This is a genomic window from Mycobacterium sp. D16R24 (assembly GCF_002013385.1).
Taxonomy (GTDB): domain Bacteria; phylum Actinomycetota; class Actinomycetes; order Mycobacteriales; family Mycobacteriaceae; genus Mycobacterium.
In genome coordinates, this window is record NZ_MAEV01000006.1 from 103,652 (window position 1) to 115,849 (window position 12,198).

At 65.3% G+C, this 12,198-nt stretch carries 11 protein-coding genes and 3 pseudogenes; 3 read left to right on the forward strand and 11 right to left on the reverse strand.

Going from position 1 to position 12,198, the window contains the following annotated elements; translation table 11 throughout:
* Positions 1–132: 132 nt before the first annotated feature.
* Positions 133–1,296: a glycogen synthase gene (gene glgA / locus B4383_RS05050; RefSeq protein WP_176126640.1), complete on the forward strand. Its 1,164-nt coding sequence runs from the start codon at positions 133–135 to the stop codon at positions 1,294–1,296.
* A 16-nt stretch (positions 1,297–1,312) separates the two neighbouring features.
* Here the strand turns inward: glgA and B4383_RS05055 are convergent, their stop codons facing one another.
* From B4383_RS05055 to B4383_RS05065, 3 genes are all read right to left on the reverse strand, one after another.
* The gene (locus tag B4383_RS05055) at positions 1,313–1,480 is read right to left on the reverse strand and encodes a DUF3117 domain-containing protein (protein ID WP_005059648.1); all 168 of its coding nucleotides are present in this window, start codon (positions 1,478–1,480) and stop codon (positions 1,313–1,315) included.
* A gap of 121 nt (positions 1,481–1,601) precedes the next feature.
* Entirely contained in the window at positions 1,602–2,192 is a 591-nt protein-coding gene (locus B4383_RS05060) for a DNA-3-methyladenine glycosylase I (protein WP_078289354.1), read from the reverse strand.
* Positions 2,182–2,496 (reverse strand): DivIVA domain-containing protein, encoded by a 315-nt coding sequence (locus tag B4383_RS05065; RefSeq protein ID WP_139360547.1) that lies wholly within the window; start codon positions 2,494–2,496, stop codon positions 2,182–2,184. Before B4383_RS05065 ends, B4383_RS05060 begins: the two co-directional genes overlap by 11 nt.
* Before the next feature lie 49 nt (positions 2,497–2,545).
* Between B4383_RS05065 and B4383_RS05070 the strand changes: the two are divergent.
* A pseudogene (locus tag B4383_RS05070) lies at positions 2,546–2,981 on the forward strand (hypothetical protein).
* 3 nt (positions 2,982–2,984) lie between these two features.
* Here the strand turns inward: B4383_RS05070 and B4383_RS05075 are convergent.
* Positions 2,985–3,920, reverse strand: coding sequence for a glucosyl-3-phosphoglycerate synthase (locus B4383_RS05075; RefSeq protein WP_078289358.1), 936 nt, complete (start codon positions 3,918–3,920; stop codon positions 2,985–2,987).
* Positions 3,917–4,741, reverse strand: coding sequence for a dihydropteroate synthase (folP, locus tag B4383_RS05080; protein WP_286143776.1), 825 nt, complete (start codon positions 4,739–4,741; stop codon positions 3,917–3,919). Before folP ends, B4383_RS05075 begins: the two co-directional genes overlap by 4 nt.
* 183 nt (positions 4,742–4,924) lie before the next feature.
* On the opposite strand from folP, the pseudogene B4383_RS05085 reads away from it, so the two are divergent.
* Positions 4,925–5,808 (forward strand): annotated as a pseudogene (locus tag B4383_RS05085) (NAD(P)-dependent oxidoreductase).
* Here the strand turns inward: B4383_RS05085 and B4383_RS05090 are convergent.
* From B4383_RS05090 to B4383_RS05115, 6 genes and pseudogenes are all read right to left on the reverse strand, one after another.
* On the reverse strand, positions 5,805–6,134 hold the full coding sequence (locus B4383_RS05090; RefSeq protein WP_139360539.1) for an HNH endonuclease signature motif containing protein: 330 nt from the start codon (positions 6,132–6,134) through the stop codon (positions 5,805–5,807). The pseudogene B4383_RS05085 and the gene B4383_RS05090 sit on opposite strands and share 4 nt — an antisense overlap.
* 25 nt (positions 6,135–6,159) lie before the next feature.
* Positions 6,160–7,951, reverse strand: a pseudogene (gene fadD6, locus B4383_RS05095) (long-chain-acyl-CoA synthetase FadD6).
* 75 nt (positions 7,952–8,026) lie between these two features.
* A complete protein-coding gene (fadD6, locus tag B4383_RS05100; protein ID WP_078289361.1) occupies positions 8,027–9,829 on the reverse strand; it encodes a long-chain-acyl-CoA synthetase FadD6 in 1,803 nt (600 codons plus the stop codon).
* A gap of 102 nt (positions 9,830–9,931) precedes the next feature.
* Positions 9,932–10,474 carry a TIGR00730 family Rossman fold protein gene (locus tag B4383_RS05105; RefSeq protein ID WP_078289362.1) on the reverse strand — a complete coding sequence of 181 codons (543 nt, stop codon included), beginning with the start codon at positions 10,472–10,474 and terminating at the stop codon, positions 9,932–9,934.
* A complete protein-coding gene (locus tag B4383_RS05110) occupies positions 10,471–11,220 on the reverse strand; it encodes a TIGR00730 family Rossman fold protein (RefSeq protein ID WP_078321064.1) in 750 nt (249 codons plus the stop codon). The genes B4383_RS05105 and B4383_RS05110 overlap by 4 nt, the downstream gene beginning before the upstream one ends.
* A 27-nt stretch (positions 11,221–11,247) precedes the next feature.
* Positions 11,248–12,195, reverse strand: a complete 948-nt coding sequence (locus tag B4383_RS05115; RefSeq protein ID WP_078289364.1) for a TIGR03564 family F420-dependent LLM class oxidoreductase — start codon at positions 12,193–12,195, stop codon at positions 11,248–11,250.
* Positions 12,196–12,198 lie beyond the last annotated feature (3 nt).

The following is a 12,198-nucleotide window of genomic DNA, read 5'->3' on the forward strand; positions in this document are numbered from 1 at the left end:
TACACCCCCGGCGGGCCTGCGGTCGTCGGGGCCACCTACTACGGTCGTGGCATGACCGACCGTCTTCGCGCACGCGGCTCATCCCCGACGGAGGGTCTTCTCGCACTCGGCTCATCCCCGACGCGGGTGGCAATGATGACGCGGGAGTACCCACCCGAGGTGTACGGCGGGGCCGGGGTCCACGTCACCGAGTTGGTGGCTCAGCTGCGCACACTGTGCGATGTCGACGTGCACTGTATGGGCGCACCGCGCGACAGCGCCTTCGTGCATCGGCCCGACCCCGCATTGGACGGCGCCAACCCGGCCTTGACTACCCTGTCGGCCGATCTGGTGATGGCTGCCGCCGCCACCGGCTCAACCGTGGTGCATTCGCACACCTGGTACACGGGCATGGCAGGACATCTGGCCAAGCTGCTGTACGGCATCCCGCACGTGCTGACCGCGCATTCCCTGGAACCCCGCCGTCCGTGGAAGGCCGAACAACTCGGCGGCGGATACCGCGTGTCGTCGTGGGTGGAACACACCGCGATACACGCCGCTGACGCCGTCATCGCCGTCAGCAGCGGCATGCGCGAGGACATCATCGCAACCTATCCCGATCTGGATCCCAGCCGGATCCACGTGGTGCGCAACGGAATCGACACCACAACCTGGTACCCGGTTGATCCGGCCGAGGCGATCACGCAACCAGGATCGGTGCTCGCCGAACTCGGTGTGGATCTGGGGCGCCCGATTGTCGTGTTCGTCGGACGGATCACGCGGCAGAAGGGACTCGCGCACTTGGTAGCGGCCGCACACCGGTTCTCCCCCGAGGCGCAGCTGATCTTGTGCGCGGGCGAGCCGGACACCCCCGAGATCGCCGAGCAGGTCACCGGGGCCGTCACCGAGCTGGCGGCGGTGCGGCCCGGAGTGCACTGGATACGCGAGTTCCTACCGGCATCCAAACTGCGGGAAGTACTTTCCGCGGCAACGGTTTTTGTGTGCCCATCGATCTACGAACCGTTGGGCATCGTCAACCTTGAGGCGATGGCGTGCGGTACGGCGGTCGTGGCGTCTCGCGTCGGCGGGATACCCGAGGTGGTTGCCGACGGCGTCACCGGAACATTGGTGGCATACGAGAGCAGCGAAGCCGCGGCGTTCGAGGCAGGCCTCGCCGACGCCGTCAACGCATTAGTCGCAGACCCCACCCGCGCCACCAAGTTCGGCAACGCGGGCAGAGCGCGGTGTATCGAAGAGTTCTCGTGGGCGCACATCGCGGAGATGACGCTGCAGATCTATCAAAAAGTCTGCAGCTAGCACCCAAAGGCTGGGGCTAGCTGGTGACGTTCTTGAGTTCGTCGCCGAGTGCGGCGGCCTCATCGGGGGTCAGCTCGACCACCAGGCGACCGCCACCTTCCAGTGGCACGCGCATGACAATCCCGCGCCCCTCTTTCGTAGCCTCGAGAGGACCGTCGCCTGTTCGGGGCTTCATGGCCGCCATCGTGTGCTCCCTCCAAATTCCAGCCAAGGGTGTTCGGCATCTCCGACCATTGTTCCCTATCTGAGCTGCCGTTTCACTGGACCATTCTTCCCTATCGCGGACATCTGGGGACAGCAGACCCTCAACTGGACCTTCCGGAGGGGGCAGTATCGGCTCGCGGAACCCAGCAAGAACGCACGTGATCGTCCACCATCCCGGTGGCCTGCATCAGGGCATATGCCGTGGTAGGGCCCACAAAACGAAACCCCCGGCGTTTGAGTTCTTTGGCCATCGCCGTGCTCTCGTCGGTGACTGCCGGCACATCGGAAAGACGCTGCGGCCGGGCGCGGCGTTTCGGCGCAAACGACCACAGCAGGTCCGAAAGATCGGTGTCCAGATCGAGGACAGCGCGGGCATTGGATATCGCCGACTCGATCTTGGCGCGGTTTCGCACGATCTCGGCATCGGCCATCAGCCGCGCCACGTCTTTGTCGCCGTAGCGGGCGATTTGCTCGGGTATGAAGCCGTCGAACGCCCGGCGGAAGCCCTCGCGTTTGCGCAGGATGGTGATCCACGCCAGCCCGCTCTGGAAGGCCTCCAAGCACAGCCGCTCGAACAGCGCATCACGCCCGTGCAGCGGGCGTCCCCACTCGTTGTCGTGGTAGTCGGTGTACAACGTGGACCCGGCCGGATCCACGGCCCAGGAACAGCGTGCAGGTTCCTTACTCGGCATGTGCTTCGATGTTGACTCGGGCGCCCTGCACCTCGTCGAGCTCGGCGCGCAGTTCGTCGATCTGGCGGGCAAGCCGGTCCAGCACCCAATCGACCTCGCTGGCCTTGTACCCGCGAAACACCAGCGAAAACTTGACGGCGTCCACATCGGCACCCGTCACCGTTTCGGCGGGCAGGACGGTGGCGGTGGTGCCCGTGGGCAGCGGCGGCAACTCCTCGCCGCGACCGAACAGCGTCGCGCCCAGCACAAAGAGCACGGCGGCAACCGCGATGAGAACCAGCAGATACGTCAATGCGAACGTCACGACACCGATCTTGCCAGCGAGGTCCGACATCCGGGCCTAGCGTGGGGCCATGACCTCCTGGCAAGGGTTCACGCGGCAGGCTCCGAGGATCGCCGGCGTGTTCACCCGCCGCCACGACGCGACGCGCAATCTGTGCATCCTCTCGACGCTGCGGCGCAGCGGTGCCCCGCGGATCAGCCGCCAAGCTGGCGGACCTCGCCCGTGACCCCCGTTTCGAGCTGCACACGGCCACCACCGACACGCACATCAGCGAGGGCGATGCCAAGGTCTGGGGCACGGCGCACGATGAGCAGAATCTCGACCTGCACGCCGCGTTCGCCGAGCATCTCCATGCCACTATCGGATTCGATCTGCGCGGAAGACGGTTCGCGCCGTTCTACGTCGCCGACATCCAGGGCGCATCCGCGGTCCGGCTCGACGACAGCCACATGATCGTCACCGTGTGGTCGCCCACCGACGGTGAGCGCGAGATCCAGAAGAGCTGAGGGTCAGCGCAGGGTGTTCATCGGTGGGCGGTCCTCCAGCGACACCGTCGAGCTGCGCGGCGTGAAGCCGTCGCCATCGGCGAAGAACTGGGTGATGCCCACCCCGGAGTCCGGAATTCCGCAGCGCGAGAGCATGCTCGCCATCACCTGCCGACTCATCACCCCGAGTTCGACCAGCGGCCGATTGCGGTGACTGCGCACACCCAGATTGACCTGAGCGATGGCGTTGAGACCGAGACGGTCATAGGTGTCGATGAGCAGCCCGATCTCGACCCCATATCCGGGCGCGAAGGGCACCGAGGACAGCAGTTCACGAGTACCCGCGTATTCGCCGCCCAGTGGCTGCACCACGCAACTCAGCTCGGGCCGCAGCGCGGCGAGCATGGGGCGGGCCACCAGCTCGGTTACCCGGCCGCCACCGTTGGCGTCCTCGGACCCGCTCACCTTCAGCGGACGCCGATAGAAGCCCTTGACGAGGTGCACACCCTGCCCCAGCAAGAGGGGGCCGAGCAGATGCGGCACGAACATCGGGTCGGGGTCGATGAGGTCCGAGTCGACAAACGCGATCACGTCGCCCGTCGTCGCGGCCACCGAACGCCACAGCACCTCGCCCTTGCCCGGATTGGGCGGCACCTCGGGCAGCGCTTGCTCACGGCTGACGACGCGCGCACCCGCGGCCACCGCCCGGATCGCCGTGTCATCGGTGGAGCCCGAGTCGAGGACGATCAGCTCGTCCACCAGACCACCCAGCAGCGGGCTGATGGTGTCGACAACCGCGGCGACCGTCTCCTGCTCGTTGAGCGCGGGCAGCACCACCGACACGGTGCGGCCCTTCTTCGCAGCGACGAGCTGCTCGACGGTCCAATCGGGCCGGTTCCAGCTGTGGGTGTCCAGCCAGCTCGGGTCGATACCAACCACTCCGTCAAGTTGACGGGTCATGCCAACCCCCTCACTGTTCGCGCCGGAGGGCGGGTCCCGACGATGGAGCCCACCATTTCCAGCGTGCGGCGTGTGGGGCCGACTTCATGCACCCGGAACATGCGGGCACCGGCCGCTGCCGCCAGCGCGGTGGCGGCGAGAGTGCCCTCGAGTCGTTCCGTCAGTCCCACACCAAGAGTCTCCCCGATGAAATCCTTGTTGCTCAACGCCATCAACACGGGCCACCCGGTATTAACGAGATCGTTTACGTGGCGCAACAAAGTAAGCCCGTGGAAGGTGTTTTTGCCAAAGTCATGCGTCGGATCGATGAGGATCGAGTCCTTCGATACCCCCAGAGCCACCGCACGCTCGGCAGACGCGGTCACTTCCGCGATGACCGCCTGGACCACCCCGTCCACGTCAGCCCCATAGTTCACCCGGAAGGGCCGGGTGCGTGGCACCGCACCACCGGTATGCGAGCACACCAGTCCGGCGCCGTGGGCGGCGGCCACCGCGGGTAGCTCGGAGTCGACTCCCGCCCAGGTGTCGTTGATCAAGTCGGCGCCCGCCGCACAGGCCTTTTCCGCGACCTCGGCGCGCCAGGTGTCAACGCTGATCAGCAGGTCGGGGTGAGCATCGCGCACCCAATCGATGAAGGGCACCACGCGCGCGATCTCCGCCTCGGCGTCGACGGTCTCGCCCGGGCCCGCCTTGACGCCACCGATATCGACCACATCGGCGCCGTCGGCCACCGCTTTGTGCACGGCGGCCTGGGCGGCCTCGTCGGTGAAGGTGGCGCCGCGGTCGTAGAAGGAGTCCGGTGTGCGGTTGACGATCGCCATGATGAGGGCACGATCGGTGCGGACCTGTCGTCCACAAAACGTCTCGCGCACACCCTCATTGTGCAGGCCAAGGCCACTGCGGCTGCGCCGAGTGTGAAACCTGGGCGAGATTTCCCGCGATTTCCCGCCTACGTTTCACATTCGGCGAACGAAATGACTTGCGGGCCTGAGCAGTATGGGCACATGGGCGAGAATCGATTCCTGGTCAGCGGCTCTTCGGGCCAGCTCGGGGAGGCGCTGGTCCGCACGCTGAGCAGGCGCGGCGCCGACCGCGCGGTCGTCAGCGAGGCGATGGCCGGGGTGACATCGGTGCTGCACACCCGGGCCGACGTCGTCGTGACCAACATCGAGGGCACGCTCGCCCTCCTGGAAGAGTCCGTCGCCACGGGCGTGACCAGCTTTGTCTACACCAACACCACCAGCGCATTTGGGCATGCCTTGGTCGGCGCAGGCGAGGCCGCCTGGATCACCGAGGACGTAACACCGGTACCCAAGAACATCTATGGCGCCACCAAAACAGCCGCGGAAGACATCGCGCATGTGGTGCACCAGGACAGCGGCTTGCCGGTCATCGTGCTGCGCACCTCACGCTTCTTTCCCGAACAAGACGACAGCGACGCGATGCGGGCGCGTTACCCGGACGCGAATGCGAAGGCCAACGAATACCTCTATCGGCGGGTGGATCTGGCCGATGTTGTCGACGCACACCTGCTGGCGGCCGATCGCGCCCCCGCCATCGGCTGGGCCTCGTACGTCGTGTCGGTGACGACGCCGTTCTGCCCCGCCGATGCCGCGCAGTTACGCACCAACGCTCCCGGCATGGTGGCACGGCACTTCCCCGAGCAACCCGACCTGTACGCGGCGCGTGGCTGGTCCATGTTTCCGGCGATCGATCGCGTCTACGTCAACACCAAGCCACGCGACGAACTCGGCTGGCGCCCACGCTATGACTACCGACACGTACTCAATTGCCTTGCCGCCGAAGCTGATTTCGCAGTCCGTTGGAGCGCCAGATCGGTTCGAAGGGTTACCACGACGAGCCGACCGGCGTGTACACCACGAGCTAACCGGCGGCCGAGATCTCCACGTATCTGATGAGAAAGGCCTTCTCGTCAAGCCGCTTGCGCCGCATCCAGCTGGTCACCTCTGCATTGCATTTACTCGCGTTGCAGGACGCACAGGCGGGCACAACATTGGAGCGGGTATAGCGGCCCCCGCGCGAGATCGCTTGCACGCAGTCGCGCTGCAGCGCGGTTCCCGTTGCGCCGCAGTAGGCGCAACCGCCCCACGCCTCCACCAGAGTCGACCACTGCTCATCGGTGAGGTCGTTGTCGGCAAGCTTCACCCGACGCTGACGGCGCCGCGACGCGCGCACCCGACGGCTGACTCCCACCGTGAAACAGTAACTCCTCGAGCACCTATCCCTTGGGACGTTGCCCGGAGGCGAGCTCGGCGGTGTACTCCGGATAGAACGGCACGTAACCCTCCCTGCGACCGGCCAACACATACAGCGGATCGGTCACGGCGTCGCCGTACGCCTCATTGCGCAGCTCCACCTTGCGACTTTTGAAGGTCACGGTGTGCTCAAGGCTGTCCACGATCCTGACGAACAGCGGCAGCGCATACCCCGGCAGGCTCTTGAAGGCCAACTGGCCCAGCCTTTCCGGATCGAACGCCGCCTCGCCGCGGAGCTTGACGGCGGCCATCCCGGCACGGCCGTCGCAGCCCGGTACCTCGACACCGAAAACCGTCGACTCCTCGATCGCATCATCCTGGTCCAGCGCCGCCTCAACTTCGGTGGTGGCGACATTTTCGCTCTTCCACCGGAAGGTGTCACCCAGCCGATCACCGAATGCGGCATGACGCCACCCCAGATCCCGCAGCAAATCGCCGGTATTGAACCAGACGTCACCCTTCTTGAAGGCGTTGCGCACCAACTTCTTTTCGGTTGCCTTCGCATCGGTGTAGCCATCGAAGGGTGCCAGCGATGTCACCTTGCTCAACAACAGACCCTGCTCACCCGTACCGACCTTGGTCAGAAAGCCTTTCGCGTTGCGGGCGGGTTCGCCGGTTTCCACGTCGTACTTGACGAAGGCGATCGGAGAGGGGCAGATGCCCACCGTGCGATCGATGTTCAGCACGTTGATGAATCCGGTGTTGGCCTCACTGGCCGAATACAATTCGCTGATCTGCCGGACCCCGAACCGTCGGCTGAACTCACCCCACAGCTCCGCCCGCAGGCCGTTGCCCACCATCACGCGAACCTTGTGGTGACGATCAACGGGTTTGGGCGCCTGGTTGAGCAGGTAGCGGCAGAGCTCCCCGATGTAGATGAAGCCTGTCGCGCGGCTGGCGATGAGCTCATCCCAGAAACGTGAGGCCGAGAACGACCGGCCGATGGCCAAGGTCGCGCCGGTGGTCAGCGTGGAGCCGACGGCCACCGTGAGCGCGCTGTTGTGATAGAGCGGCAGACAGCTGAAGAAGACTTCGGAGGGGCGCAATCGCAGTGTCACGCTGCCGAATCCGGCGGCGGCACGCAGGTATCGGTAGTGCGTCATCACACTCGCCTTGGGCAGCCCAGTGGTCCCGGAGGTACAGATGTACAGGGCTTTGTCACTCGCCCGCACCTCGGCGGTGGCCTGCGGATCCGCCGCCGAGGCACCCTGCGCCAACGCGTCGAATTCGTCGACGGTGAACAGCGCGGCGACCCGCACGCCGCAGTCCCGCACCGCGGGAACGAATTCGGAGTCAGCGAGCAGAACCTTGGCATCGAGCAAGCCGATGCTGTGCGCCAGCACGTTATCGCGCTGGTTGAAATTGAGCATGCCGGCCACCGCACCCAGCTTCACGGTCGCCAACATCAGCAGGACGACCTCCGGCGAGTTGCGCAGCAGGAGGCCGACAACATCACCGCGACGCACACCGTGGGCCCCCAGCGTGGCCGCATACCGGTTGGCCATCTGGGTTGGCTTCCCGGTAGGTGATGTCCCTGCCCTCGAACCGCAGGAACACCCGGTTGGCATGCTTGGCAGCGCTCTCGGCGAAGACGCTGCCAATTGAGGTGCGAGCGCCCGGCGTCGCCCTGGCGGCACCGAGCAGACCCCGCACGATAATCGGCAGATCTGGTAGCAGAGCAGGCAACCTGGCCAACACGTCGGCCAGTTCCACCCGTTCGCGGGCTGCAGGAGGAATGTCTTCGCGCACCACCATGTGCCTCCGAGTTCACCGGACCACCGTGTCCGGGCCTATCGAATCGTTGACGAATGATGCGAGTACGTCAAGCACTCAGATAGTCGCGCTGCCCTTTGGGCGCTGACCGCCGGCCACCTCGGACGGGTACTCGGGATAGAACGGGACATATCCCTCCTCACGACCGGCCAGCACATACAGCGGATCGGTCACGGTCTCGCCGTAAGCCTGCTCACGCAGTTCCACCTTGCGGCTCTTGAAGGTGGTGGTGTGCTCCAGCGTGTCCACGATTCGAATGAACAGCGGCAGCGCATAGGCAGGCAGACTCTGATACACGATGTCGCCCAGCGCCTTGGGATCGAGTTCCACGCCGTCATGCAGTTTGATGGCGGCCATTCCCGCGCGCCCATCGGTTCCCGGCACCTGCACGCCGAACACCGTCGATTCCTCGATCGCCTCGTTGTGATCGATCGCGGCCTCCACCTCCGTGGTGGCGACGTTCTCGCCCTTCCACCGGAAGGTATCGCCAAGCCGGTCCCCGAACGCAGCGTGACCCCAACCGAGGTTGCGCATCAAATCGCCAGTATTGAACCAGGTATCGCCCTTCTTGAAGGCATCGTGCACCAGCTTTTTCTCCGAAGCAGTCGGGTCGGTGTACCCGTCGAACGGCGACATGCTGGTGACCTTGCTCAGCAGTAGACCCGCCTCGCCGGCACCGACCTTGGTCAGGTACCCCTTGTCGTTGCGCAGCGGTTCGCCCGTCTCGATGTCGTACTTGACGTAAGCCAGCGGGTACGGGCAGATGCCCACGGTGCGATCGATGTTGAGCGCGTTGACGAATGCGGTGTTCGACTCGCTGGCCGAATAGAACTCGCACACCCGCTTGATGCCGAACCGTCGAGTGAACTCGCCCCACAGCTCGGGCCGCAGCCCGTTGCCGATGATGACGCGCACCTTGTGCTGGCGATCGGTGGGCTTGGGCGGCTGGTTGAGCAGGTACCGGCACAGCTCACCGATGTAGATGAAAGCTGTTGCGCGGCTGGCGATGACCTCATCCCAGAACCGGGATACCGAGAACGAGCGGCCAATGGCCAGGGTGGCTCCCGCATTGATGGTCGTCGACACCGCGAGGGTCAGCGCGTTGTTGTGGTAGAGCGGAAGGCAGCTGTACAGCACGTCACTGGACCGGAGCCGCAAAGCCAGGCTCCCAATGCCGTACATACCGCGCAGCCACCGGTAATGCGTCATCACGCTGGCTTTCGGCAGTCCGGTGGTTCCCGAGGTAAAGATGTAGAACGCCCGGTCCTTGGCCAGCACCGCTTCGGTGGCACTGGGGTTGGTGGTGGGTGCCAACACCGACATCCGGTCGAGCTCGTCAGCGGTCAACTGCGAGACCACGTTGACGCCCGATTCCCCGATGGCGTCCACGAATTCCGCGTCGGTGACAAGCATCTTGGAATCAAGCAGGCCGATGCTGTGCGCCAGGACATGGCCGCGCTGGTTGTAGTTGAGCATGCCCGCGATGGCGCCCAGCTTCACCGTGGCCAACATGAGCAGCACGGTCTGCGGCGAGTTGCGCAGCATGATGCCGACGACATCACCGCGGCCGACACCGTGCGAGGCCAGGGTCGCCGCATACCGGTTGGCAGTGGCGTTGGCCTGCGCGTAGGTGATGTCGTTGCCCTCGAAGCGCAGGAACACCTTGTCGGCGTGCTTGGCGGCACGGTCGGCGAACACGGCGCCGATCGAAAGGCGCCCGTTGGGGTTGGCCTTGATGCCGCCGAGGACTCCACCCGCCATGATCGGCAGGTCGAGCGCCAGCGAGGGAAGCTGTGCGAGCACCTCGGTCAGCCGCACCCGGTTACGGGCGGTGGACGGAATGGTGCTGCTTGCGGACATCTGGTTCTCCCTGTTGTCGGTCTTCCCGCTAGCGGGTCATCCCTGTTCTTACCGCCCAGTAGGCAATGGCTCACCGCATTGTTGACGAACGGTCAGGCCCCGTCAATCCGTTGGTTGACATGCGTCGAGGGCGGCGGCGATATCGGTGTGCACCAACAGCCGGTCCCGGGCAGGGGCTGCCACGTAACCCTTGTCCTGCACTTCGTCGAGCCAGCGCAGCAGCCCGGTGTAGTGTCCGTCGGGGTCCAGGAGCACCACCGGCTTCTGGTGTAGTCCCAGGTAGCCGGCGGTCCACGTCTCAAAAACCTCCTCGAGAGTGCCGATCCCGCCCGGCAGGGTGATGAAGGCGTCGGACCGGTCCTCCATGATCTGCTTGCGTTCGCGCATGGTGGTGGTGACGATGAGTTCATCGGCGTCGGTATCGGCGACCTCGCGGTGCACCAACGTCTTGGGAATGACGCCGATGGTGCGTCCACCGGCGGCCCGCGCGGCCTGAGCTATCGCGCCCATCGCCGAGACGTTGCCTCCCCCCGACACCAAGGTCCATCCGCGTTCGGCGATGGCGGTGCCCAGACGAGTGGCCAGATCCAGCAGTTCGGGGTGCCGCGGCCCGGAAGCGCAGTACACACAGACCGACCAGCTCATGATCGTGCCCCGTTTCCGTTCGCCGCCGAGGTGAGAATGATCTCCACGGCCTCCTCGACGCTATCGGTCACCGAGAGCAGCGCTAAGTCCCGCTCGCCGATCTTTCCGGCGGGCACCAGCGTCTCGCGGACCCAGTCGATCAACCCCGACCAGTACTCGGTGCCCAGCAGGATGATCGGGAAGCGTGTGACCTTCCGGGTCTGCACCAAGGTGAGCGCCTCGAAGAGTTCGTCGAGAGTGCCGAACCCGCCCGGCAGACACACGAACGCCTGCGCGTACTTGACGAACATGGTCTTGCGGACGAAGAAGTAGCGGAAGTTGATGCCCAGGTCCACCCATTCGTTGAGGCTCTGTTCGAACGGCAGCTCGATGCCCAGGCCCACCGAGTAGCCCGACTCACTGGCGCCACGGTTGGCGGCCTCCATGGCACCGGGTCCGCCTCCGGTGATGACGGCGTATCCGGCCTCGGCCAGAGCGACGCCCAACTCGCGGCCGAGCCGATACTCCGCTGAATCTTGTTTCGTCCTGGCCGACCCAAAAACCGTTACCGCCTTGGGAGTTTCGGCAAGCGCGTCGAATCCCTCGACGAACTCGCTCTGGATGCGCAGCACCCGCCACTGGTCCGTGTGCGTCCAGCCGCCTGTTTCGTGGCTCTCCAACAAGCGTTGGTCGGCGGTGGTGTTCTCGCAACGGTCGCGGCGCAGTCGAACTGGCCCGTGCAGTTGGGTTTGGGGGTGATCAGGCACGTTGCCAGCCTAAGGGCAGGCGGCAACTCACTTTTCTCGGGACAGCTCGCTCAACAGAGCCAACGTGCGCGCCTCATCCTGACGTCCGCCGAGTTCCGTATGACTGGCGAAGACCTCGGTGGCCCCGGCGTCGAAGTACCGCTGCAGCCCTGCGGCAACATGCTTCTCGTCGCCGATGATGGCCACCTCGCCCGCGTGCTGAACACCTTCGGCGTCAAGCACTTTCCGGTATGACGGGATGCTCTCGTAGAACGCCATGTCTTCGATCGCGAGCGCACGGACCCGTTCCGGATCGGAGGTGACGACAACCGCGACGCCGGCGATCACTCGCGGACGCGGACGCCCAGCCCGTTCGGCGGCCCCGTCGATGACGGGCACGATCTCCTCACTGAGCGCCCGTGGTCCCGCGTGCAGCGGAATCGTGCCGTCGGCGAGCTCGCCGGTGGCACGCAGTGCCTGCGGCGCCATGGCCGCCACCACGAGGGGGATATTTTCGCCGCCGGGCTGCGAGGTCGTGAATTTCAGTGCGACCGTGAGGGTCTCACCGTGAAACTCCGCGGTGCCACCGTCCAGCAGTTGCCGGAGCGCGGTGAGGTACTCACGCAGACGGAGTATCGGTTTGTCCACCTGCAGGCCGTAGCTCGGACCCTCGATCACCGGCGCACCCAGCCCCAGCCCCAGCTGGAATCTCCCGTGGGTGGCGGCCTGCGCGGTCTGCGCCGCCGCCGATACCTCGATGGGATGGCGCGGATTGATGGGGACGACCGAAACCCCCAGGGTGCGGAGTTTTTCCGGGGATATCGCTTGACCCACCACTGCGGCCATCGTGATCGCGTCGTAGTGATACATCTGCCCGAGCCACAACGTGCCAACCCCGGCGTCGGTGACGCGGCGCCCGTGCGCGATGAAGGCGTCGACCAGGTTGGTATCGCTCTGCACACTAAGAGGTCGGCCGATCGCCACTCCGAGCTTCACCTG

Coding starts and splice junctions, on each gene's coding strand:
- folP (WP_286143776.1), bottom strand. CDS start 4,741: ATGGCGATCGTCAACCGCACACCGGACTCCTTCTACGACCGCGGCGCC.
- fadD6 (WP_078289361.1), bottom strand. CDS start 9,829: ATGTCCGCAAGCAGCACCATTCCGTCCACCGCCCGTAACCGGGTGCGG.
- B4383_RS05105 (WP_078289362.1), bottom strand. CDS start 10,474: ATGAGCTGGTCGGTCTGTGTGTACTGCGCTTCCGGGCCGCGGCACCCC.
- B4383_RS05055 (WP_005059648.1), bottom strand. CDS start 1,480: ATGGCGGCCATGAAGCCCCGAACAGGCGACGGTCCTCTCGAGGCTACG.
- glgA (WP_176126640.1), top strand. CDS start 133: ATGATGACGCGGGAGTACCCACCCGAGGTGTACGGCGGGGCCGGGGTC.
- B4383_RS05060 (WP_078289354.1), bottom strand. CDS start 2,192: ATGCCGAGTAAGGAACCTGCACGCTGTTCCTGGGCCGTGGATCCGGCC.
- B4383_RS05075 (WP_078289358.1), bottom strand. CDS start 3,920: ATGACCCGTCAACTTGACGGAGTGGTTGGTATCGACCCGAGCTGGCTG.